20 protein-coding genes are annotated in these 23,916 nt (G+C 39.1%); 9 read left to right on the top strand and 11 right to left on the bottom strand.

Annotated features, from left to right (window positions below; translation table 11 throughout):
- Positions 1-191: 191 nt before the first annotated feature.
- From K6V21_RS15345 to K6V21_RS15320, 6 genes are all read left to right on the top strand, one after another.
- Positions 192-557 (top strand): hypothetical protein, encoded by a 366-nt coding sequence (locus K6V21_RS15345; protein WP_224319154.1) that lies wholly within the window; start codon positions 192-194, stop codon positions 555-557.
- A gap of 130 nt (positions 558-687) precedes the next feature.
- Positions 688-1,170, top strand: coding sequence for a DUF4468 domain-containing protein (locus tag K6V21_RS15340; protein ID WP_224319153.1), 483 nt, complete (start codon positions 688-690; stop codon positions 1,168-1,170).
- A gap of 83 nt (positions 1,171-1,253) precedes the next feature.
- Complete coding sequence (locus K6V21_RS15335) at positions 1,254-2,078, top strand: hypothetical protein (protein WP_224319152.1); 825 nt, start codon at positions 1,254-1,256, stop codon at positions 2,076-2,078.
- 8 nt (positions 2,079-2,086) lie between these two features.
- Positions 2,087-2,530, top strand: coding sequence for a hypothetical protein (locus tag K6V21_RS15330; protein WP_224319151.1), 444 nt, complete (start codon positions 2,087-2,089; stop codon positions 2,528-2,530).
- A 12-nt stretch (positions 2,531-2,542) separates the two neighbouring features.
- Entirely contained in the window at positions 2,543-3,130 is a 588-nt protein-coding gene (locus K6V21_RS15325; RefSeq protein WP_224319150.1) for a toll/interleukin-1 receptor domain-containing protein, read from the top strand.
- Positions 3,131-3,518: 388 nt separating this feature from the next.
- The gene (locus tag K6V21_RS15320) at positions 3,519-3,815 is read left to right on the top strand and encodes a hypothetical protein (protein ID WP_007213302.1); all 297 of its coding nucleotides are present in this window, start codon (positions 3,519-3,521) and stop codon (positions 3,813-3,815) included.
- A gap of 68 nt (positions 3,816-3,883) precedes the next feature.
- On the opposite strand, the gene K6V21_RS15315 is transcribed toward K6V21_RS15320, so the two are convergent.
- Positions 3,884-5,386 carry a MutS-related protein gene (locus tag K6V21_RS15315; protein ID WP_224319149.1) on the bottom strand — a complete coding sequence of 501 codons (1,503 nt, stop codon included), beginning with the start codon at positions 5,384-5,386 and terminating at the stop codon, positions 3,884-3,886.
- A gap of 323 nt (positions 5,387-5,709) precedes the next feature.
- Between K6V21_RS15315 and K6V21_RS15310 the strand changes: the two genes are divergently transcribed.
- Complete coding sequence (locus K6V21_RS15310; protein WP_224319148.1) at positions 5,710-7,323, top strand: serine hydrolase; 1,614 nt, start codon at positions 5,710-5,712, stop codon at positions 7,321-7,323.
- Positions 7,324-7,454: 131 nt separating this feature from the next.
- Here K6V21_RS15310 and K6V21_RS15305 read toward each other — a convergent pair whose 3' ends face one another.
- The 8 genes from K6V21_RS15305 to K6V21_RS15270 all read right to left on the bottom strand — a co-directional run bounded on the left by K6V21_RS15305 (position 7,455) and on the right by K6V21_RS15270 (position 18,615).
- Positions 7,455-8,957, bottom strand: coding sequence for a glutamine synthetase family protein (locus K6V21_RS15305; protein ID WP_118402180.1), 1,503 nt, complete (start codon positions 8,955-8,957; stop codon positions 7,455-7,457).
- Between the two features lie 210 nt (positions 8,958-9,167).
- Positions 9,168-10,172, bottom strand: coding sequence for a beta-ketoacyl-ACP synthase III (locus K6V21_RS15300; protein ID WP_007213298.1), 1,005 nt, complete (start codon positions 10,170-10,172; stop codon positions 9,168-9,170).
- A gap of 172 nt (positions 10,173-10,344) precedes the next feature.
- Complete coding sequence (locus K6V21_RS15295; protein ID WP_224319147.1) at positions 10,345-11,001, bottom strand: flavin reductase; 657 nt, start codon at positions 10,999-11,001, stop codon at positions 10,345-10,347.
- A gap of 104 nt (positions 11,002-11,105) precedes the next feature.
- On the bottom strand, positions 11,106-12,992 hold the full coding sequence (locus K6V21_RS15290) for a helix-turn-helix domain-containing protein (protein WP_224319146.1): 1,887 nt from the start codon (positions 12,990-12,992) through the stop codon (positions 11,106-11,108).
- Between the two features lie 9 nt (positions 12,993-13,001).
- Complete coding sequence (locus K6V21_RS15285) at positions 13,002-13,229, bottom strand: ATP-binding protein (protein WP_224319145.1); 228 nt, start codon at positions 13,227-13,229, stop codon at positions 13,002-13,004.
- Between the two features lie 46 nt (positions 13,230-13,275).
- Positions 13,276-14,814 (bottom strand): DUF6850 family outer membrane beta-barrel protein, encoded by a 1,539-nt coding sequence (locus K6V21_RS15280; protein WP_224319144.1) that lies wholly within the window; start codon positions 14,812-14,814, stop codon positions 13,276-13,278.
- Positions 14,815-14,824: 10 nt separating this feature from the next.
- Complete coding sequence (locus tag K6V21_RS15275; protein ID WP_224319143.1) at positions 14,825-16,000, bottom strand: DUF4876 domain-containing protein; 1,176 nt, start codon at positions 15,998-16,000, stop codon at positions 14,825-14,827.
- A gap of 38 nt (positions 16,001-16,038) precedes the next feature.
- The gene (locus K6V21_RS15270; protein WP_224319142.1) at positions 16,039-18,615 is read right to left on the bottom strand and encodes a TonB-dependent receptor plug domain-containing protein; all 2,577 of its coding nucleotides are present in this window, start codon (positions 18,613-18,615) and stop codon (positions 16,039-16,041) included.
- Positions 18,616-19,307: 692 nt separating this feature from the next.
- On the opposite strand from K6V21_RS15270, the gene K6V21_RS15265 reads away from it, so the two are divergent.
- Together K6V21_RS15265 and K6V21_RS15260 are read left to right on the top strand one after the other, a co-directional pair.
- Positions 19,308-20,009, top strand: a complete 702-nt coding sequence (locus tag K6V21_RS15265) for a helix-turn-helix domain-containing protein (RefSeq protein ID WP_224319141.1) — start codon at positions 19,308-19,310, stop codon at positions 20,007-20,009.
- 387 nt (positions 20,010-20,396) lie between these two features.
- On the top strand, positions 20,397-21,650 hold the full coding sequence (locus tag K6V21_RS15260) for a contractile injection system tape measure protein (RefSeq protein ID WP_224319140.1): 1,254 nt from the start codon (positions 20,397-20,399) through the stop codon (positions 21,648-21,650).
- A gap of 88 nt (positions 21,651-21,738) precedes the next feature.
- Here the strand turns inward: K6V21_RS15260 and K6V21_RS15255 are convergent, their stop codons facing one another.
- Entirely contained in the window at positions 21,739-22,791 is a 1,053-nt protein-coding gene (locus K6V21_RS15255) for a class I fructose-bisphosphate aldolase (RefSeq protein ID WP_224319139.1), read from the bottom strand.
- A 115-nt stretch (positions 22,792-22,906) separates the two neighbouring features.
- A complete protein-coding gene (locus K6V21_RS15250; RefSeq protein ID WP_224319138.1) occupies positions 22,907-23,635 on the bottom strand; it encodes a hypothetical protein in 729 nt (242 codons plus the stop codon).
- Positions 23,636-23,916: the final 281 nt, after the last annotated feature.

Below are 23,916 nucleotides of genomic sequence, written 5' to 3'. Positions count from 1 at the left end.
ATATTATAATGATGGTATCTTAGTATATGACTGAGATACCCTAAGTATCATATTGAGGTACCCTAAGTATCATACTGAGATACCCTATGTATACGACTGATCTCAAAAACGTCTTACTTTGTAAATATTTACCACCGATTTACAGAATGTTTATCATACTGAATCATCGTTTTACCCATAACAGACCAGTAATGAAAAAGATTTTATTCTTACTTTTAGTCCTATCCATATTTTTTGGATGTAGTAAAGACGAATCAGACCAATTTAACGGAACTCATCTCATAGAGTATAAAACAAATCAGAGTTATACTCAAACTTTCTACTATGAGGGCGGCTGTGGATATATTTCCGCAGATGGAGGGCATGACGGAAATTGGTATAGTTCTATTTGCAGCCGATTAAATTTTACTCTTTATGATTATGATAGTGATTTTAGCACAATCACTCCATCAAAAGACCTAATCAAAAGTTTAGAAACACTTAATAAGGACACAAAAAATAAAGAGCATAAATATTATCTTATTGCAGATATTATATTTTCAATATGCAGGATTTGAGGCGATAACAAAACCCCAACTAAAAAAAATATGGGAAATTGTTATTGGAAAAATGGAGGAATACGTTTTAAACGGACAGATATCTAATCACTTAGTTATTATCGAGGTTAAATAAATAATCAAATTGAATATGAAAAAAGTTATCTTCATGTTTGCCCTATTGCTTGTTAGCGCAAACTTATTTTCGCAACAGTTATCCTATCAGGATACTATTCCGGGAACCTATCAAAGTGCTATGATAAAGATAGCACAAAACTACAATGATGCCAGTAAGGTTATTCAGTACAAAGACAAAGAGAACGGCTTGATTGTGCTTAAAGCAGCCTTTGACTTTGATATTCCGTTTTCATGGGGAGCCAACAAAACCGTTGACGGCTTAATATATTATTCTCTGACCATAACGGATATTGGCAATAACCAACTCTCAATAAAGATGAATAATTTTGAGCATCGCTCACATGGCAGTAAAAGTTTTGGCATAATAACAACCGATGAGGAGCCAGATGTAAAAACGGCACAAACAATAAATTGGAGAATTAAGGTATATAACCGGATGAAAGAATATAGCGAGCGGAATTACCTATCTGTAAAATCAATGCTCAGTGATGATTGATGCTCAAATATTCAACGAATAAATTGTTCGTTAATTTTAGGATTATATTAAGAATAACTATCTTTGCAAAAAAGCAAAGAGTTATGTATAAAGGTTTTGAATTATCCATACAAGACAATTTTTGGACAGAAGATTATTTCGATAAACTTCTTGCTAATGGAAAGAAAAGATATGAAGCAAAAAAAACAGTTGTTGAAACAAAAATAAAATCTTTCACATCTAAGAATGGTAATTTAGATGGTTCCAAAATGCAAGAAGATTGGTTCCCTCAAGTTTCTGCGGATATTTTTATCTCCCATTCTCATGCTGATGAGAATGTCGCTATTTGTTTATCTCAATGGCTTTATGAAAGATTTGGTTTAGAAACATTTGTCGATTCATGCATTTGGGGATATGCCAATGATTTATTAAAGGAAATAGATAATGAATATTGCAGACCGGATAAAAACAATAAACCAAACTCATATAGTTACGAAAATCGCAATTATTCAACGTCTCATGTACACATGATGCTATCAACGGCATTGTCTATGATGATTGATAAGGTTGAATGCTTATTCTTCCTAAATACTCCAAATTCAATACTGCCAAGTGATTCTATTTCAAAAACATATTCCCCCTGGATATATTATGAGATTGCTGCAACCAAATATATTCAAAAGAAAGAACGTAGTGATTACAGAGTACATGGAGGAATAGAATTATTTTCTGATGGAGGCAGTATCCTATTAGAAAAAGCAGAAAGAACTATTCCCATTGACTATACTTTAGACATAGAGCATTTGACTAAAATACCCAGAGGTGCGTTAATCAAATGGGGAAAATTTTGGCCATATGATACTCCATACGATAGTAATTATGTACATGCTTTAGATATTTTATATGCAATAACCTCTAAACAAGTTTAAGATTAAATATGTGTACACCAGATTTACAAGCAAAAGACAAATCATCTGTTCAAGCGCAAATACAGATGTATCAGGGAATTATTGGTAGAATGGCCAATAATAGTGCAAGTTGTAAAACATGGGCTATTACTATTATTGCTGCTATGTTGGTTTTAATAGCGGATGATAAAATTGGGAGTAGCAGTATGTGGATTTGTTATGTCCCTGTGATTCTATTTCTGTTTTTAGATAGTTATTATTTAGCATTAGAAAAGATTTTCCGAGACAAACAAGATTCTTTTCTTTCAAAAGTTAATAGTGATGAAGATTATTACTCTGAAATTTTCAGCGTTGGGAATATGCCGACAAAAAAACAACAATTCTGCAAAATTACAGAAAGTGTAAAATCTTTATCTATATTCCCTTTTTATGGACTAATCATCGCATTTATAACAGCCCTTTGGCTTTGTTAAAATTACTGGCTTATGTTTTTTTATAGAGGAGATTTTAATAACTTCAAAGACAGTCAGAGTAAAGCAACCTTAAATGAATCTATTCACAGAACTCGATATTTTAGTGCAACTCGACCTTATTCAGGAATAACCGTTTTTATCTCACACAAACATGATGATTTAGATTTGGGAGAGTTGGATGGCGTTATCGGAATGTTAAAAGAATATGGTGTAATCCCATATATTGATAGTATGGACAGCAAAATGCCAGACCATACATGTGCTGAGACGGCAAAGCGTATAAAAGATGTGATAGAGTTTTGCGATAAATTCATTCTTTTAGCAACCAATAATGCCATTGAATCATATTGGTGTAATTGGGAAGTTGGTATAGGCGATGTCCATAAGTATAAAAATCACATAGCTATTTTACCCATGAAAGATTATGGGAAAGATTATAAGGGAAATGAATATTTAAGAATCTATTCCTCAATAGAGTATTTTGATGGAACAACAAGATACAACAATACAAAAGAGATAATACCAAAAGGTTTTTATGTTAGAACTCCAATGGATGAGGGACATACAATTGAACCTTTAAAAGATTGGTTAAGAAGATAAGGCTATGTGTAAAAAACATCTTTTTTCTCCTATTTTGTTATTGCGTTGTTACTCAAACAAAAATTAACGACTATAATTGTGCTGTATACTAGCTAATTATACACAATTAAGCACATTTTGCATCGAAAAAGCAAGGAATGAAGTTACGAGCTACAGGCTACAAGCTACAAGTGCCTTTCGGAACATAGCGCAGCTACTTGTAGCTTGTAGCCTGTAGCTTGTAACTGATTCATAACCCATCAGAAAGAGTTAATTCAACTCCTGATTCTCATAAATTGTGAAATAGTAGTAATTCTTTCCCTACCCGTTGAACTAATGCCTTGTGCACTCTGTTCTCTGACCAAAATAGAACATTAATTTAGTTTTTAACCATTAAACCTGTTTAATTATGACATGTAAAGATTCTCACTTTTTGATTGGCCTTGGAATAGGTTCAATCTTTGGAGCACTGGCTTATGGCTTTGCCCGCAGTGCAAGAGCAAAAAAAATGAAAGCAGAAGTATTCGACGCCCTGCACAGAATTGAAGGACATACCGAATGCCTGATTGAATCTGCTAAAGAAAAGGCATTGTATGCCGGAGAAAAAGTCGCTGACAGAGTAGCCAATGAAACATCTGTTATTGCTGAAAAGGCCAATGATATCAAAGGCAAAGTTCACTCTATGGCTGATGAAGCTAAGAAGTAATCAATCTGTTCATTATCGCAAAAACAGAGGGAGGAGGGGTATCATACCTACACTCTCTCTGTTTTTCATTATATACTTGTGATTGAATGGGCCTCACTCACCAACGAGGCCGGATAATCGCAGATCTCCAATATCTTAATTGCATTATGCTCGGTCGCAACTCCGCGTTTCAACTTGTAATCGAAAGACAGGATACCATCTTTCACCGACTCGCTGAAATAGTATAATTCGTATTCATCTTCCAGCATATCGGCCAGTTCCAGATCGTGCGTAGATACAAATACCAGATTGTCACTTTTCACCAGCCAGGAAAGCACAGCTTTCGAAATCGCTATCCGCTCCTTGGTATTGGTCCCTCTGAACAATTCATCGAGCAAGAAGAGATAATTCCCATAACCGCTTTCATCTACGAAATCCTTGATAGTCGTCACTTCCTGCATAAAGTAACTCTTATTCTCCATCAAGTTATCTCCCTGGTGGATGGAAGATAGAAGAGAAATTCTGGTATTTATCTCAAAGACTTCTGCAAAACAAGTATGAAGTGTTTTCGCTGCCAACAAATTCACTCCTATCGTACGCATGAAACAGGTCTTACCTGCCATATTCGAACCGGTTATCAATGCCGATTTCTCATGTAGTACCATATCGTTCGGAATACAGTTTTCTATCAGAGGATGATACACAGCCTGTGTACGCAATCGCTCCCCTGCCCTGTTATCTCCCGGCAGACAATAATAAGGTAGCTCCTCCCTCAAGATGGCAACAGACAAAATGGAATCCAGAAAGCCTATGAAGCGGTAAACATTGTGGATAACCGTCGCCTTCTCCTTCAACAGATGAAAAGTTCTGCCTACCGCATACGCTTCGTGGAGAAAGAATACCCGGATTAATTCCGCTACCATATAAAACATAATAGCCATGTCGTTATCCAGACTGAGGTTGAAACGGAAATAAGAGATATACTTCTTCAGCCCCTCTACAGCCTTCAGGTCATTCGTGATAGAAGGATCTACAGAGACAAACTCCTTGTTCTGCGCCAGCTTTCCCGCCTGTCTTATCATCTTCAGAAGTTGAGGTATGGAGAAAAAGTATCTCTGGATTTTCGCCTTATTACGATAGTGCAACACTGCATTCGCCACAAATGAAAAAACAAATAAAGTAAGAAACACTCCCGAATGAGTGAGCAGCATCAGAGCCAGAAACAGCAAAGGCAGAAACCGGCAGATATTAATAAGAACCATCTCCTTGGCACCAATCCCTGTATTATCATTTTCCAGAATGGATACGATGGAATAAGCATCCGGTTTATCCAGTTCCTTCAGTGCATTGCTTAAAAGAGTACGCAATTCCGCATGAGTTGCCAATGAAGACAGAAGTGCTTCCTGCTTTTCCATACCGGAGGTTTTATCCGATAGCAGAAGATAATACAAGTACTGTCTGCCTATGCTGGAATGACAATAATCTATTTCGGCAAACAGGTCATCCAGATTCAGGTCGTCAATGCTGTTAGCGGATAATCCGGTTTCGCCTTCGGCATTTCTATAAAGGAAATAGTTCGCAATTTCGGACATGGTGTATTCTTTATGGTTCAGTAATTGTTTTGTGTATTTATTCAACCTCTTCCGTATCAAGGCAGAAGATTTGATGTCATAAAGCCCTGTTTTATAATCAATTTATTGAATAAACAACAAATCTATTAAAATCAACTGGAAAAGCAAACCCTTTTAGGGATATTGTTTTACCCGAACCACTATTCTTTCATGAAAAAGCAGCGATTCACTGAAATCGGGAATAATTGCAAACTATACGTGTGATATCGTTATCCCCCACCCCAACGGAACCGCCTACCTTTGCAACATCAGAAAACAAGAATAAAACTCTAACGGAAAATAATATGAAACAGAAATTAATAACATTAGCTGGTCTGCTGATTTCGGGAACGATTTTAGCACAAGACGGAGGAACAATTATGAAGAAGTATGAAAATCAACTGCCGCAGGAAGGCAGAGGCAATGTGCATGTAGCCTATCAGGGAAAAGCTATCGATCAAATGATTTACGAGTTTATGGAAGAACAGGGCATACCGGGTATGACCCTCGCCATTGTACAGGCACCTTACATCCCGCGTGTAGTGGGCTATGGAGTAACAGATTTCGAAAAAGGAAATCTAGCAGCAGCAAAAACACTCTGGCCCATCGGTCCTATTTCGCAAGGCTTCACGGCAGTAGCCATCATGCAGCTATATGAGAAAGACAAACTGGACCTGAACGATGCTATTGGAAAGTACCTCAAGGATATTCCGGAGAACTGGAAAAAGATCAGTATCCTCCAGCTGATGCAACATAGTTCGGGCATTGCCGACTACCGTTCGCAAAAGGGTTTTAGCGTATCCGCCGATTACCAACCCGAACAACTGATAAAAACGATAGAAGCTATTCCACTGGCTTTTGAACCGGGTACAGATGTAAAGCAGAGTGCTACAAACTTTCTGTTGCTGACTTCTATTATTGAGAAAGTAAGCAAGATGTCGTATCACAACTTCGTGAAGAAGTATCAGATAGATTACCTCGGTCTGCAACAGACCTATTTCGGAGAAGATTTAGCCAGAGTGAAACAAGAAGATGTTACAACGACTGCCAATGTACACCAGATTTTCAAGAAAGATAAAGACTACATCAACCCGTCAGAGACGGTTACAGGATATATAGAAAAGGATGGTAAATTAGTTGTCGCCCCTGCTATCAGCTCCTCCTCAATGAAAGGTTTTTCTGATATATGGGCATCGGCCGAAAATATCAGCCATTGGGACATCGGCCTTGCCGGAGGTGTACTGATAGCTAAACCGAGAAACCGGGACATGATTTATAAGCCTACAAAACTGGCAAATGGGAAGATGGTTCCTGCAATAGCCGGCTGGCAGTTTTACAACCACAAAGGTCTGATGGATATAAAAGGAAGCGTATCGGGACATTCAGCTTTCCTGAGCCGCTTTACGGATGCATCAGAGTTGGTATGCGTAACTCTGCTTGCCAACAAAGAAGGAGTTGACCTGACAAACCTGGGACGCAAAATTGCTGCTGCCTTCGATAGCAACAAGATGGGAACAGGTGCCAATGATAACCTGCTCTATACCTACGAAAGCCAGTTCAGCGTAGCAGAAACAATGGCCCGCATCGAACAGACTCTGAAGGCTATGGGGATACCTGTATTCGCCAAATTCGACCATGGCAAAAATGCTGAAGAGGTAGGTCTTGAACTTCGTCCGAACCAGGTTATCGTTTTCGGTTCACCCAAGGTAGGAACCCTATTAATGCAGGAAAATCCCAGCATCTCCATTGAATTACCACTGAAGATATCTGTCTGGGAAGACAAGAACGGTAGTGTATGGGCTACTTTCCCGCAAATGAGAGTGATGGGTGCAGAATACGGTCTTGATAAAAAACCGGTTATAGGGAAAATGCAGGAGCTGTTAGAAAAGATAGTTATTCAATCGGCAAGTGTATATTAAGTAAAAACAGAAACACAAAAACTCTATATAAAAAACGGAGCGGGGACTATCTTTTTAGATACATCCCCGCTCTACTTCATTATGGGTAATACTAAAGGCACTACCCTAACTCTTTATCTACAAATTATGCTTTATCCGCAATGGAAATACTTATTAACCAGTTTTAGCATTTCCTCCTGATTGTCACGTACCTCACTACGCAAGGTACGATCTTCATAGGAACGCAATTTACTGATAATTCCATCGACCATTGCAGGACTAAATACATGATACTGTTCGAAAATAGCACGCTGTTTTTCCAGGCAATCGGCAGAAGCGGCACAGCTATCAGGGAGTTGAGCCAATTGTTTCAGCTTATCCTCATTTTCCTTCTTATGAATATTCACATTCACATAGGTCTTTTCTGCAATCTCCAAAGCATTTTCAATTTCAAAACCATGACGACATGCTACGGCCAATCCGGCTATCAGTTGGTACAAATCGGCAGAACCGTCCGGAGAACGCATTTCCACAGTTTGTTTCTGTGTTGTATCATAGTGGCTGGGAGCTTCCAACGGATTAGCCAGCATACACATATCTGTTTTTGCCGACCATCCAAGCGGAACACGTACCAATACGGAACGGTTACGGTCACCCCAACAAATATTTGTCGGAGCTTCCTGATGCGGCACCAAACGGAAATAAGAAGTAGGATTCGTATTACCGAAAGCTGTAATGGAAGGTGCAAGCTCCATCATTCCCGCAATAGCCTTACGGGCAGTTTCAGAAAGTACACCGTCTTTCAACATCTGGTTTTGACCGTCTTTCATAATACGCATATGGATATGCAATCCTGAACCGGCCTTTCCGGCTGTTATTTTCGGAGCAAACGTAATGTCATACCCGTATTGATAGGCCAGATTACGGATAACCCATTTCGCAATCATCAACTGATCGGCAGCCAGGTCGGCACGTACCGGCAGGAATTCAATTTCATTCTGCTCATAGATTTTACCGTCAAGCGTGAAGTTACCTACCTCGGAATGCCCGTATTTGATCTGTCCGCCCGCCTTTGCAATATGCAGCATACAGTCGGTACGGAAGTCATTGAACTTGGCATAAGGAGCAGATTCATGATAGCCACGTTGGTCAGTGGCAGGAAACAGTCCACTATCTTCTGATATTACATAATATTCCAATTCGCCCATAGCCTGGAATTCCATTCCGGTTACATCAGTAAAGGCTTTGCAAGCTTTACGCAACGTATATTCCGGTGAGCTTTCCAGAAGTTCGCCATCTTTATTGAAGTAAGAGCAAAGCATGGAAAGTGTTGTAGTTTCAGCAAAAGGATCGATAAAGGCTGTGCAAAAACGCGGCACTACATACAAGTCGCTACTGCCCGCTTCGATAAATGGGAAAAGGCTTGATCCGTCTACACGTTCACCACAAGTCAGTATGGCATCAAGGTAAGCAGCGTCGTTAATGACAAAATTCAATGTTTTCAGTCGCCCGTCTGCAGCGGGATACATGAAGTTCACCATGCGAATATCGTTCTCCTTGATATAAGAAATAATGTCTGCTTTTGTAAATTCGGAAGCCGGCTTTTGAAGAGCAGCCACCAGTTGGTTGGCGCTCATCGATAGTTCATGATTCATACGTTGGTTGTTTTTTAAGTTATTGTATGGTTAACAATGTGTTGTCATGCAATGATTCCCCACAAAGATAATATTTTATAATAACTTCAATATATATGATACTCAAAAAAAGAAATAAAATGAAGGTTTGGCAAAAAGTGATGGGATAAACTATTTGTATATCTGGGTGGTTATAATAAGAAAAGTTATAGGGAATAGTAACCCGGGCTACTATTCCTTTTTTCCGTCATATCCCCACTTTACATAAATAGCACCCCAGGCAAACCCTGCCCCAAATGCTGTAAAGATGAGGTTATCGCCTTTCTTTAGCTTATCTTCAAAATCCCAGATACAAAGCGGAAGTGTGGCGGCACTCGTATTGCCATAACGTTCTATATTAACCATCACTTTCTCGGTTGGAATCTCCAGACGTTGCGTTACAGCAGTGATAATGCGTTGGTTGGCCTGGTGGGGAATTACCCAGTCAATATCGTCTTTACTTAAATGGTTTCTTTCAATGACAGCTTCACAAGCATTAGCCATATTGGCCACGGCATATTTGAAAACCGTACGCCCTTCCTGATAAATGTAATGCATGTGATTATCCAGCGTATAATACGAAGGAGTACATACAGAGCCACCCGCTTTAATATGTAGGAAAGGTAGTCCCTTACCATCTGTTCTCAGCACTGAATCCATTACACCTAAATCTTCCGTAGTAGGTTCCAGCATGAAGGCTGCCGCCCCATCACCGAAAATGGGACAAGTGGCACGATCGGTATAGTCTATGATTGAAGACATTTTCTCAGCTCCTACCACGATAATCTTCTTGTAGTTTCCCGAGCGAATAAAGTTTGCTCCCGTCTCCAGTGCATACAGGAAACCGCTGCAAACCGCCTGCACATCGAAAGCAAAAGCACGTTTCAATCCCAATCGCTCACACAAGATGGAGGCTGTAGAAGGTAAACGATAGTCAGGAGTGGTAGTAGCTACAATCACCAGATCAATTTCATCCGGTTGAGAATTCGTACGTTGCATTAACTGTTTGGCAGCCTTGCGGGCCATATACGAAGTTCCCAGTCCCTCTTCATGCAAAATACGCCTTTCCTTTATGCCTATACGCCCCATAATCCATTCATCGGTGGTATCGACCATTTTGGAAATCTCATCATTGGTTAGGATATAATCGGGTACATATCCTCCGACTCCTGTAATTACTGCGTTTATTTTCTCCATAAGCTCTGCCTCGTTTAGTTAATTCTGATTATAGGGACAATTATATATAAGTGATACTTAAGAAAATGCGGGCGCAAATATACAGAAAAGACTATGAATTCCAAGAATTGGCCAAAAACACTTTGGTCTTTTACCAATGAAAAGGAATAATTGACCAAAATTTCGTTGAATATTATTTCTTAATCCAAATATTGACGATTTCTGAGATAAACATTTGATGTTTGGAAGATTCGTTTTTATAAGCTTCTTCCATGATTTTTGATTTATAAGGTTCGGTCAGGTTGGCATAGTCCAACTCCTGAACAAACATCTTCTTGCACTCAATAATCATTCGTGCTTCTTCAAAGCTCATTAATCCTGAAGGAGTTTCCATAGGAGTAAGCCCGGCTTCTTTCACCTTATCCGTATTCCTTCCTGACATCGTACCGCATATACGCAGGGCATTGCGATATTTTTCATTAAAGAAGCTGAGGGTGAAACTCTCATGCTGTTGGAGGAATTGATAAGTATAGCGGGTATCGCGTATAAAAATAAAAGTAGCAGGACGCTCCCAAATGTATCCCACACCACCCCAACTGGCAGTCATTGTATTATAGGAGCTTTCATCGCCTGCCGTCACAAGCATCCACTCTTTACCGATCAGTTGAATCACATTGTCGGGCAAATCGGAGGCTTCAAGTTTATCGTAACGAGATTGCCAATCAGTAGAGGTTACACCACTTCCGGAGGATTCGGAAGTTTGATCATTTACTTTCTTATCACTGGGATTCGTGCAAGATGCAAGGAATAAGAAAAGACTGATTACTGGTAATAAAATCGATGTTTTCATTTGATATAGGATAATTTAGTTATTAATCATTTATTGCGCTCAAAGATAATCAATTTACTGAAAACTCCGATATTTATCAAAAAAGAGAGATGAGAGTAAAGTCTTTACTTCTCTACTTTAGGAAGCGTTTGTTCAATAAGAAGTTTATTCATAAATTCACTTGGACTCATGTTATGGCACCGCTTAAAGTTCCGAACAAAAGTACCAGTAGTTGCATAACCACATTGTCCCGGCAAATCTTTAAGGACAATTGAAGGATTTGCTCTCATCAGTTGCTCGGCATGCTGAATACGGAAATTATTCAGCCAAACACTAAAGCCTTTATCACAGAATCTATTGATGCTAACCGATAAATAAGAACGATTCGTATTCAGTACATCAGCCAACGTCTCTATCGTAAGATCACTTTTAAGGAAGTATTGTTCATCACGAACTTTATGTAAGGCTTGCCAAAATAAAAGTTCATATTGATCCATAGATGCAGAATGTGATTCAGATACATCTCCTTCATCGCATTTCTTAATCATTCCTTGAAGTCTATAGTTTACAGCACCTTGTTTCCTTGACTTGCGGTACATAGATATGGACTTGAATGTAGCTGCTACAGAAATTACTAATAGAAAAATACAGATTGCAGCCACATGTGTATTTACTCTATTTGCATCTTCACTCTCATTTAATTCGTGTTTCAATTCCTGAATCTTTAAACGCTCTGCATAATTCTTTTTATCGTTCTTTGCCTTAAATTCCAAATACGTTTGCAAAACAGAATCTCGTCGAGCTAATAAATCAAAAGCTTTTTCATATTGCTTAGTTTCACGGCAGAAAGAACTGAAATTGGTAAGGGCTTTTATTTGGAGCTCCATCCGAACGGGCGTTTTAACCCTCTCTTTCATTAAAGGTTCAACAATCATATAATATTGACTTGCTTGTTGAATCTTACCTTTTTTCCACAATAAATCAGCAAACAAATAACAAGGAGATAAAAAACAATTAGGCAAGATGGCTTCTTTACCTTGTTTTTGATAGTTCTTCGCTTTCTCTTTATAAGATTTCATAGCCCTATCCAAAAACACAAAAGCGGAATCTTCCTGTCCTTCTGGAATATAGGTTTCAGCCATCATACAGTTTAGAACAATCTTATCACCTCTTTCTGATAACAACCTTGCAGCTAAGTAAATACGTGCACTATCAGGCTTATTAAGCTCCATATAACTTTTTACAACTTCATTCTGCATTGAAGGATTAAACGCTATTTCCGGTTTTATTTTGTTATAATATTCCAATGATTCCGAATAATACCCTGCTCCACATAAATATTTTATCAACATAATACCAGAGACTTGTTGTAATTCTATGGATTTATGTTCTAATGCCAACTGGTATGCCTCCTTGTATAGTGGTAATGCATTTTCATAATCTTCCAACATTATAAAATGATTCGCTATAGTTAGAAGGCACTTGCCCACATCTTCCGGTCTATCAGCCTCACGATACTGTTTTAATAATTTATACCAAATAGGAAGAAATTCATCTTGATTCCCCCGTTCGTTAAGCAATAACGCTTTCATTTCATTCACTTGCCATTCTTCCTTCTGTGAAAGTGAATGATTGGCTTCTAACATTTCTATCCATTTAAACCCCTTCAAGTTAGCATCAGAAATTCCAAATCTATCTAATCGACTACAAACCTTCACTAATTGAAATAAGATTTCCTTCCTTTTTTGACTAGAACTTAATGGTAAAACCTCCATCAAAAGCTGCTCCTGCTTTTTTACTCCATCTATTGCCTTTTCATTCCTATGCGATATTTTAATCATATATGCTATCCTATCCCTAGAAGGCATATTTCTAACTTCAGATAACAGAGAATCAAAACAAGCCGACAATATCGGTGTTTTTGACAATTCTTCATCTAAAACTCCTTTTTTATCAAGATTCGAACAAGCACCGCATAAAAACAGAAAAAGAAATAGATAGAGATTTTTCACTGGATATAACTATTTAAAGGTTATTGCCCTAAATGCACAAGCGCTGGCACAATCTTCACATTCACTACAATACCTTTCTTCTTTCATTTGTACTTTCTCATCTTCAATATAAAGAAGTCCCAAACTGCAAGCATCCACACATTCACCACATCCCGTACATTTGTCAATGTAAATAATCCATCTACCGACAGGTCCCAGACCTAAATTCCGGCCATCCAAATTTTCTTTCTTTTCCATAACTTTGTTGTTTTTGAGTTAGTCGCTTCAAAACTACGGAATCTATTTAGAAAAACAATCCTATTTGTACAGAAATATTTTCCTTATTTGAATTAAAAAGATTTTTAGAAGCATTTTCATATCCCGCCGTCAATCGGGCAAACCAAGTAAAAGAAGCTGTATGAGTATAAGTTAGAGATAAATGTAATGCCCATCTGGGCTCTGTTAAGTAATTGTACTCCTGTTCTAACCGATTCATATTCTGCCATAATTTGATTGCGGGCGTATTCTGTCCTGATTGCAGCTGTTTTTCAGCTATCATAGTTCCACCTCCTTTACCATACTCTGCCCCAATAGCTAAATCAATTCGGGCATTAGACAATAAGAAATTCCGAGTAAATGTAGAATATGCAGTAAAACGGCGTACAGTTTGCGTATATTCAGCCGGATAAAAAAACAATTGACTTTTTGTCTGCTTAAAGTCAATTCCCGAAACGATAGAATAACGACTATTCCACTCATTATAAAGTCGATAGTAACCATAAGTCAACCCATATTCATTAATACGGGCAGTAGAACGGAGAACCTTCCCCGAAGAATGCCATGTACCCATGTTCTCTTCCTGCTGCTGCAAAAGATCATAACTATCCGACTTGTCAAACAAAACTTTACAACTCCATTCGTGTCGATTCAACGAAGAAACTAATGAACCTACACCTTTATAATCCAGTTTCCAGCCATCTGTTTCACCTTCTTTCTTGTTTTGTATACGGTCACTTACTGTATTTTGTCTAACAAGGCTCCCTCCTATCTGTTGAAATAGCCGGAAGCGTCCATAAACTCCCTCTTCTTGTAAGAATCCTCCGAATTCCTGTGCAGAATAATACCATTTTATGTTTTCCCCTTTAGGCAAAGTTTTAAAGTACCCTAACGGATAAGAAACTAAGAAAGGATATGTCGTATGAGTACCTATATTCTGATAATCCACCGTTTCTTTACGATTGCCATAGAATATGGAAGCACCCAAACGATGACTTCCACACTCATAACCAACTCCGGGAGTTATTTTCCACTCCATCCACTGGTTTTCATTCCGGGGATCTGTATCCTTGGCATTCAGGTCAACTAAATAATCAAACCTCGAACCAATCAGCCAACGCGAAGAAACGGGTAATGAAAATGCACCGGACAGTTGGTATTGTTCCGAACGTTGATCGCCACTCACTGAGTCACAAAGATTTATTCCACGCCAGCAGTCACCGGTCATCCCATTCCAGTTCACCTCTTGCTTCCGGTTATTCACATATCCTATTTTTCCATATAAAGAGACATTACCTATAGTCTGGTAGGATTCACCAAACACCGTATACTTATTGGATGAAGCCGGCAAACTGACATTACCAAAGTTTCCATCTTCAAACCTATACCCCACTTCCGCCACAGAGAACGAGCGGAAACGATTGAATGACATTCCTACCGGATTAGCTCCTGTCAGCCAATTATTCTGCTGATAAACCTCTTGCATAGAATAGATATGCAATGAATCAGACTGTGCATATACGGGAATCGCCGACAGAAGCCATAAAATAAATAATGTACTCCGCATAGTTGCTTGCTTATTTTTTCAAAGACGGTTCGGATACGACAAAGTCCTCTGCCGCATTATTCGTATCCTGATAAATGAAGTGCCCGTTAGTTGATGCTGCACTTTTACGTATCAACGATTTCCCTGAATAATCTCCTTCCGGAATATACACAGGTTCATGGTTCAGTTCATCAGGCACACGCTTATTGGCAAGCTTGGCTTCATTTTCCACACACTCCACACAATCAATCACCCACTCTTTCGGAATCATCAAATAAAATTTAGTCTTATTAGAAGCTTGGGGCCTGTTTTCCCTGTTCAATGGATTATTTACATATTCCTTTGCACTAACGCCTTCAAATCCAAATATCATGAATGTGGGTCCAACCACCGGAAATGAATACATCCATGCAGTCGGGTTAAGGTTTAAAAGCAGATTTAATGGTTTCACACCGGGTGCTATGTTCTGTTTGCTCAGGCTTACATGCCAGAATCCCCAGTCAACTTTAGATAAGTCAACCGAATTGGCATGTTGATATTCGCCTCCGGTATGATCTACAGCATTCGTTGCAATGGTAGTTTCCGCTCCGGGCAATAAAGGATACTCCTTACCGCTACCCGGAAATTGCCAGGTCATATCAGCAACCGGAATCCGTTTCATATCCGTATATTTCACCCAGGGAGACACAATACCCGGCATCGGATCCACCAAAGCCAAACACAATCCATCCAGATATACAGTCTCATCAGAGTTATTATAGAGTGTAATATACTGGTCAGCCTGATAATCGGCTCCCAACTCTCCTTTACAGCCCACATAATAAATCTCTTTAATGACCAATGCATTTATTTTAGAGCGCGCCAGTTGCAACTGAACTTTCATCACTTCTTCACCCTGTTCGGGCAATAACGACAAAGATTCCAATCTTCCACTGAAAATAATTCCGGAAGCAGATTGATAATGTACGGCAACTGTATAATATCCATATTCCACATTAAACAAAGCTACTCCATCAGAAGAACATGAAGAGGTATAAACCGTACCTTGATCCTTATTTGTCAATACCACCTCCATCTCTTCGAAAGGCAAGGTCACTTCATCCGTAGGAGAAAGTAGTTGGACACTCACTGAACATGAAGAACGATTCTCATCCCCGGTACAAGCACAGAAGAATAACACGAAGAAAAACAATACATAATATTTCATTCTCTTTCAATATCTTAAGTTCAATACAAATACTAACTTTAAAAACGGATACTAATTTCCGCACCATAATATAAATCCGGATTCACAACTGCATATTTCTGTATGCTCTGCCGATATCGTTTCGGATTGGATTGCAGCAGGTTATTAGCACAAAAAGCAACCGAAACATGACGTCCTATCTCTTTAGTAACCCGAAGATTCAATAAGAAATAAGGTTTATACGAGTCCTTCAGAAAAGCGGTAGTTGTATTCGCCCTGATCACTAAATCAGCAAAACGTTCATCCGTCGCCATGTCCGGCGTGAAAGGATGTCGGTTTCCCTCTCCGTCTATATAATAAACCGGATTCAGGCACTTCTGATTATTACTATCCGTGTACACAGGATTATTAAACCGGCTCTCCATTCCCCGCTGTTGTTTATCCATCCACACCGCCTGAAGCGTTAGGCTTGTGATCAAACCGATTCTGGGAATTTGAGTAACACACTGAAACCGGCTATTCAATTGTTGCCAGATTTGAGTATTCGCAACAGAAGACCCTGTTTCATAAATACCTACATAAGGGTAAGCTTTTCCATTCACTTCTATCTGGGGATGCAAGGCAGAAAGTGCCGTATTCTTTTCGCATACATCCAGATATCCGCCACTTATGTAAAATGAAGAACGCAGCGTCTTTGAATGAATCGGACCAATGGTATACTCAACACCTTGTTTCTCCTGTTCTATACCATTCTGGGGTGATAAATAGGTAGCAAACGTAGTATTCAAAGTATATGGAAGAAGTTCACCATCATTCATGACACCCTCATCCGTCAATTCCGGTTGTTCTCCTTTACTGATCAAAGGGGAATAGCGGCGATAGGAAAAAGGTTCGGCAAGTTGGGATGTACAATAGCCATTTTTGAGATGTTCCTTAAACCATACCACATCCGCAGTAACACCTCCTATCCGGAAATTCACCCCTATTTCAAACTTCTGATTAACAGGCAAACGCAAATTGGAGTTAAAATTACGGTCAGTTACAAATGTATGCATGACGGTCAGACGCTGATTATTCTCAGCATCATTGTACGTAAAGCAATTCATATCCGTATACGATTTATCGGGATACAAATAAGCAAGTACAGGCATCTTATGCATCAATCCCCACCCCAGACGTACACTGAAACAACTTAGAAAAGCATCATCCGTCCTATCAATAAATATCTGGGAAAGATTGATACGCGGATCAACAGAAGAGTTACGTTGTAGACGCTTAGTCGGCAACTGAGTAAAACGTACTCCCGCCTGCACTTCGGTCCGCATCTTCCCATAACGGAGAATAAAGTGATTTTCAGCAAAAGCAGAATACTTATATAATAAAGGTATATCCCGATAAGACCTTGTGCGCACTCTGAGCATTTCCAAAGGAGGACGAAGAGGATCGAAACTGATTCCTTTTCCACGATTCCCTTCCACTTCAGCATGAAGTCCCAGTTGAAAATGGTTACTGATGTTCTCACCCATCGTTTTTCTATGATTGGCAGTCAACGATACATCCCCGCTCAATGGCTTGCCTTCAACGGATAACTGAGAGAAATAATGGGGAGGCAGGAACACTCCGGCATGTTCACCTGCCTGTGCGGTATAGGTAGTAACTTGCTGCGTTCCCGAATAATATGTACTGAATTCATTCTTCTGGCTTCCATACGTAAATCCCAGCTGATATTCAAGATTGGAAATCCAGGAACGATTCAATTTCCACTGTCCGTTAGCAGAAAAGGATATGTTTTGATCCAGGTATTTCCGAAATTCACCATCCACCGTACTCTGCCCTCTTTTATCATTGTCCTTCATCCAATAACCACGCATATTAAGACGCAAAGTAGCCGACCGGAAATCCTTCGCATAAGCCGCTTGGATTCCAAATCTTTGAAAAGATTCTTCAAAGACTTGAGGCGATTGATTTGAAAGTGCATAATCAGCTCCTAAATAGAGAGTTCCCCCATTATTACTGACCGCAATGCCCTTCCCCACAGAAGCAAGTTTCTCCGTAGCTGTCAGACGAATACCGATAGTAAGAGGTTGTATCCCGGCTTTCGACTTAACCAGAACAACACCACTGGTCACATCTCCATAACGTGCCGAAGGAACACCACGTATCACCTCGACCAACTCCACAGAAGATGGAGACAAAGAACGCACGTCGAAACCGGATAACACCGTGCTATTAAAGAGGCTTCCCCTACCTTCAAGTCCCATTTGCTGCATATTGGCATTATTATTCATGCGGAGTCCATCCACCACTATGGCTGTCCCTAAAGCATTAGTCGCATTTTCATAAGTTGCACTGCGGATGGTAAAGGCAGCCGGAGCATTCAGATCCGGATTGCGTACAAGAACACCGGGTAGTAATTGAGATAAGACAGAAAGGTCAGTAGCCTGTATATGACGAATAGCATCCTGCCCAATGACAGAACGGGTTCCCGGAGCATCTGATTGAGTAGCAGTTACAATCACCTCCTGTAACCGGATGTTGCGAAGAGTATCTATAGCCTGTATTTCAGTCTGTCCATATACCGCCAGCGAACAAACCAAAAAAGCAATTAATGTATAGCCCCTGTAACAATTATTCATTTGTACAACCCAAGATGGTAATTTACATACCTAACGAGCGTTATATAGTAACCCTCAGATTAGGGGGCAAAGGAAACAATTTTCCACCAACATTTCATTACCAAACTTAAAAAAAATACAGAATAAAATCACTCTTTTCGGACTTTTGTGTGTACATTTGCAAGCAACAGAACAACAATATCATGCCATTTTTCATATTAAAGACATTACTTTTTTGTGCTTTTCTGCTGACTTGGGTTGTACTAGGTCTTGCTTCTATCTCTCTAATTTGGAGAAACAAGCATAAAAAGGATTTGGCCATATTATTAGCACCAATCCTACTAATATACTGGGGACTAACGTCATATAGCACATGGTACGAAAATTTCTTTCTGCTTCAGAGAACATCCCTCCTACCTACCCTATACTGTTGGGGACTGACTTTCCTCCCGCCTTTACTCTATTTCTTTATCCGCTTCCGTATTACCGGAATATTTCCCCAAAAGTCACAATGGTGGAAACATTTGTTACCTTCGATACTATTGTCGTGTTGTTACATACTGATGTCAGTTTTAAGTCCGGTGACAGATCGCTTAACTTACAGTTGGGCTGAAATTCTATCATCGTCCCCGGCTTGGTGGACACTTTTCCGTTTAACGTGTATAATAACAGGAATCACACAGACTTTCATTTACGTGTTACTTTTGCGAAATATGAATGAAACAGACTGTATATCCCTAAAATCAGCTCCCGATATTCAAAGAAAAAGCATCCTAATATCAGGATTCTTCTTCATGTTCTTATTGAATATGCTCACTTCTTCATATACCTGTAATATTTTATACAACCTTTATATTGCCGTATTAGGTGGATATATCTTTTATAATTCCCTCTTACACCAAGTCATAAAGCAAAAGCTCAAGTTACGTGTTTACCAGGAAACATTGTCCCCGCTCCCAGTGAATAACCTAAATCAACAACAAGAAAGCAAATCAGAAAAAGATGTCGTAGAAAAAGAGGTGCTCATAAATGGCAAGAAGAACTCCAAAGTATACTTGACTCCTCAAAAAATCAATGAAATAAACCAACTGTTACAAACACCGGAATTCATTTATGATCAAAAAATAAAATTGGAGCAGTTTGCTCAAAGAGTGGCAGTCAATTCCACCTATTTAAATAGATATTTCAATCAAGAATATGGATGTAGTTTTCTTCAATACCTTACGTCACTTCGCATTGAACAAGCAGAAATGCTTCTAAGAGACTCGAATGCAGAAATAGGAGACATCTGTTATAATACAGGTTTCAACAGTCCTTCTGCATTTCACAAAGCTTTTAAAACCCGATATGGTTGCTCTCCCTCGGAATGGAGAAGAAGATGTCTCACTGAAAAGTTGGATGCAGCCGTTCAATAAAAAAATGGTCCTCTGTTTGCTTTCTAATCACTATTGAAGCTTTTACCGCAAAACACATGGGCTGAATCCTGTTTAGCACACACTTCATATCATCAAAAAAAGGCTGAAATCGTAAAAACAGGAAGACTAATCTCAAGCTGTTCCACTGTATTTCAAGCACTTATAATTATTATTTTAGTTTACTGATTTTAGTACTTAGATTTCCCGGCTTCCAGCTATTTTTGCCTGTGTTCATTTGCAGTTTCTCTTCAAATTACAAATAATATAAACTGCCGGATAATCGTTATGAAGCACTAACGGTCACTCAAGGCAGAAACAATTAAAAGCAGGCTGAAAATCAATATATGATAATCAACAAATACAATATTAATATTAATTTTTATTCTTATGAAAAATGAAAAAATAGACATGAGTAGGGAATCGGATACTTTCCGTGTCTCTCAAGATGGAGTGTACATTATCACAGGTACCAATTCGAGACATGGTATCACAGTGTCTGCAGGAATAAATGCGACAATTGTTCTACAAAATGCCAACTTATGTGATCCGGGAAACATGGGCGTTGCATTTCATATTGCGGAAAACTGTCATATCACGGTAGTTCTTGAAGGAAACAACATACTACACAGTGGTCGTGAAATGGCTGCAATTCAATCAAGAAAGAACTCCGTCCTGATCATTAAAGGCGATGGAAAATTAGTTGCATACGGTGGAGAAGGTGCCGCCGGTATAGGATGTGGATATGCTACCGAATGTGGTGACATTATTATCGTAAGTGGAATCATAGAAGCCTATGCGGGTTATCAGCACGAAACCTCCTGGCGTGCGGGATCTGCAGGAATAGGCGGTGCCGGTCAATATGCAGGTCGAAAAAGTAAATGTGGAAACATAACAATCGCAGGAGGAAAAATCATAGCTAAATGTGACAAAGGAAATTGGGATATTGGCCCGGGCGATGAAGGAACTTGTGGCAGTGTAAAAGTAGATAAGAATGTAATAGCTCCCGGAGTACGTGTATATGATTCTGCTGCTCCGGAACCAACCCATACTCCAGATCCGACGCCGGCTCCTACTCCAAATCCGGCACCAGCCCCTACCCCTCATTTCGGTACAGAACAATATGGAGATTTGAAACATATACCTATACCCAATGCAGGATTAGTCATTCTCAGCCCATTTTTTCCAAAGCTTTTCATGAGGCTTGGTATGTTAAGCCAAGACTACAGAAGTTTCAATAGTAACGAATCAAAAGTACGAGCTATATTCATTTTACAACGCCTTATAACAAATGAAGACAGGGAGTATAATGAAAAAGAACTGTTCCTCAATCGTTTATTAGTAAATTATTTCTCCGACGAACCACTTCCCAGAAGACTGGAACTGAATCAAGATGAACTTAACACAATAGATTCTTTATTAGAAATAGCAAAAATGAGCTGGTCAAAAATGAGGAGCACTTCAATGAGAGCCTTCCAAGAAGCATTTTTAAGTAGAAACGGATCTATAGAAAAAACTGAAAGGGAATGGACTCTAACTGTAGAGGAACGTGCATACGATATATTATTGGATAGCATTCCCTGGTCATACAAACTCATGCGGTTACCGTGGATGGACAATATGCTCAGGGTTAACTGGAGATAAAATCCGACTCTGATAACAGTTCAAGAATTCACTTTTACATTTAATAATCAGTATAGAAGATAAAAGCCTTCTATACTGATTAAACATTTTATGCAATTGTTATTGAAGAATCCAAATAAACATCCTGAATGGTATTCAACAATTGAATCCCCTCTTCCATTGGCTTTTGGAATGCTTTCCGTCCGCTAATCAATCCCATTCCACCGGCACGTTTATTGATAACCGCTGTAACAACAGCATCACGCAAATCCGATTCTCCGTGAGATTCACCACCGGAATTTATCAAACCGACACGCCCCATATAGCCATTAGCAACCTGGTAGCGACAAAGATCGATAGGATGTGAAGTTGCGAGTTCAGAATACATTCTTTCATCCGTTTTACCAAAGTGAATAGCTGTGAATCCGCCATTATTGGAAGGAAGTTTTTGCTTTACAATATCAGCCTTGATGGTCACTCCTATGTGGTTGGCCTGTCCGGTAAGGTCGGCTGCCGCATGATAATCTGTGCCGTCCTTCTTAAAATCATTGTTTCTGAGATAACACCAGAGAATGGTTGCCATACCTAACTCATGAGCATATTCAAAAGCTTGTGATATCTCAATAATCTGACGGCGACTTTGCTCCGAACCGAAATAGATAGTAGCGCCAACAGCTACCGCACCCATATTCCATGCTTCTTTTACGGTTCCGAACATCACCTGATCGTAAGAATTTGGATAAGTCAGCAATTCGTTATGGTTCAGTTTTACTACGAAAGGTATTTTATGGGCATATTTACGGGCAACAGCCCCTAATATGCCAAATGTGGATGCAACTGCATTACAGCCTCCTTCGATTGCCAGTTTCACTATATTTTCAGGATCAAAATAGATCGGATTCGGAGCGAATGATGCTCCGGCTGTATGTTCTATATCCTGGTCGACCGGCAGAATGGACACATACCCGGTATTCGCAAGGCGTCCATGTCCGTACAAAGCCTGCAAGCTATTAAGGGTACGTACATTTCTGTCAGAGTCCACCCAGATTTTATCAATCACATCAGGTCCAGGAACATGAATTAATTTCTTATCTATTGTTTTACACGTATGGTTCAGGTAATATTCTGCCTGCTGTCCCAACAAATCAACTGTTTTACTCATAATATATTCGTTTTTAATTTAGAATCATACTAAATAAACAGTTTTCCTTGTCGATTGTTTTATCGCGAAGCAGAAAAACGATTGCTTCTCTCAGAGCAAGTCAGCATCCGAATGATCATCTATGAAACCGCCCTTTTTCTTTTACCAATACCACTTTCAGTTGTGGATCAGCCAACATCTCACGTCCGACAGAAGACAACAAGAACTGCAACTGGCTACTCCTGTGTTTCCAGGTCAGTAAATCTATGGAACGGTTCAAACCTTCTTTTATTTCAGTATACCAATATCCCGGAAATGAGATAGCGCTAACCACCTCTTTATCAGCAATTTCCTGTAATTCTTCGATGCAATCATCCACTTCTTCTTCACTCAAATCATCCGGTTCATCATAAGTTACATAATACGAAGTATAATAACCGTCTTGAGTGAAAGCTTCCAAAGCTTTCCAATCTTTGCCCTCTATAATCAAACGGTCTTTTGCAATCCGGAAATATTCCGTCATCTCATTCATTCTTTCTAGTGCTACATGTTTATTTCCAGCGGTCAGGTTCTTTATATCCAGCCACATTTTTCCTTCATGATCTTTCATATAAGAAAAATAGGAACCCAAACTCAGATTAAAACTTGTATCTACATCATGCGTTACATCAAATACACGGTCTTTCCGAAAGACGAGATCAACCTCTACATTCGGATATCGCTCCTGTTTCTCGTACAATTTTTCCAAAGAATTGCAACGATGAAGCCATATTTTCTCCGGATAACGACCTATATCCCGGAGCCCCATGAAAAGAAGACACATAAACACGGATGCTAATCCTGCTATAAGATTAATTTTCTTCATAATCAGTTTCTATAAAAAGCTATTCCAAATAATTTTTTATATCCCTGCTTTCGATAATGACATTGCCTGTTTGCTTATTGCAAATATATAATTTTGAAAAAACAAAAGAAACTAAAATAGATGAATTACCATTTTTTCTCTATGAATCGACATTCTTTTTAACTAAGTATAACCGGACGATTAGAAAAATATTAGCCATTTTATAAAGATAACTAGGTAAAAGAGATACAACTAATTAAATAAATGGTTTCTTTTGTATAAAAAATCCCCCCTGTAAAGTG

Source organism: Bacteroides cellulosilyticus (assembly GCF_020091405.1).
Lineage (GTDB): Bacteria > Bacteroidota > Bacteroidia > Bacteroidales > Bacteroidaceae > Bacteroides.
This window is presented reverse-complemented; position numbering and strand designations above follow the sequence as displayed.

Bases quoted from the DNA above. Each gene is read 5' to 3' on its own strand.
- K6V21_RS15345 (WP_224319154.1), top strand. From the start codon at position 192: ATGAAAAAGATTTTATTCTTACTTTTAGTCCTATCCATATTTTTTGGA.
- K6V21_RS15340 (WP_224319153.1), top strand. From the start codon at position 688: ATGAAAAAAGTTATCTTCATGTTTGCCCTATTGCTTGTTAGCGCAAAC.
- K6V21_RS15335 (WP_224319152.1), top strand. From the start codon at position 1,254: ATGTATAAAGGTTTTGAATTATCCATACAAGACAATTTTTGGACAGAA.
- K6V21_RS15330 (WP_224319151.1), top strand. From the start codon at position 2,087: ATGTGTACACCAGATTTACAAGCAAAAGACAAATCATCTGTTCAAGCG.
- K6V21_RS15325 (WP_224319150.1), top strand. From the start codon at position 2,543: ATGTTTTTTTATAGAGGAGATTTTAATAACTTCAAAGACAGTCAGAGT.
- K6V21_RS15320 (WP_007213302.1), top strand. From the start codon at position 3,519: ATGACATGTAAAGATTCTCACTTTTTGATTGGCCTTGGAATAGGTTCA.
- K6V21_RS15315 (WP_224319149.1), bottom strand. From the start codon at position 5,386: ATGTCCGAAATTGCGAACTATTTCCTTTATAGAAATGCCGAAGGCGAA.
- K6V21_RS15310 (WP_224319148.1), top strand. From the start codon at position 5,710: ATGAAACAGAAATTAATAACATTAGCTGGTCTGCTGATTTCGGGAACG.
- K6V21_RS15305 (WP_118402180.1), bottom strand. From the start codon at position 8,957: ATGAATCATGAACTATCGATGAGCGCCAACCAACTGGTGGCTGCTCTT.
- K6V21_RS15300 (WP_007213298.1), bottom strand. From the start codon at position 10,172: ATGGAGAAAATAAACGCAGTAATTACAGGAGTCGGAGGATATGTACCC.
- K6V21_RS15295 (WP_224319147.1), bottom strand. From the start codon at position 11,001: ATGAAAACATCGATTTTATTACCAGTAATCAGTCTTTTCTTATTCCTT.
- K6V21_RS15285 (WP_224319145.1), bottom strand. From the start codon at position 13,229: ATGGAAAAGAAAGAAAATTTGGATGGCCGGAATTTAGGTCTGGGACCT.
- K6V21_RS15280 (WP_224319144.1), bottom strand. From the start codon at position 14,814: ATGCGGAGTACATTATTTATTTTATGGCTTCTGTCGGCGATTCCCGTA.
- K6V21_RS15275 (WP_224319143.1), bottom strand. From the start codon at position 16,000: ATGAAATATTATGTATTGTTTTTCTTCGTGTTATTCTTCTGTGCTTGT.
- K6V21_RS15270 (WP_224319142.1), bottom strand. From the start codon at position 18,615: ATGAATAATTGTTACAGGGGCTATACATTAATTGCTTTTTTGGTTTGT.
- K6V21_RS15265 (WP_224319141.1), top strand. From the start codon at position 19,308: ATGAATGAAACAGACTGTATATCCCTAAAATCAGCTCCCGATATTCAA.
- K6V21_RS15260 (WP_224319140.1), top strand. From the start codon at position 20,397: ATGAAAAATGAAAAAATAGACATGAGTAGGGAATCGGATACTTTCCGT.
- K6V21_RS15255 (WP_224319139.1), bottom strand. From the start codon at position 22,791: ATGAGTAAAACAGTTGATTTGTTGGGACAGCAGGCAGAATATTACCTG.
- K6V21_RS15250 (WP_224319138.1), bottom strand. From the start codon at position 23,635: ATGAAGAAAATTAATCTTATAGCAGGATTAGCATCCGTGTTTATGTGT.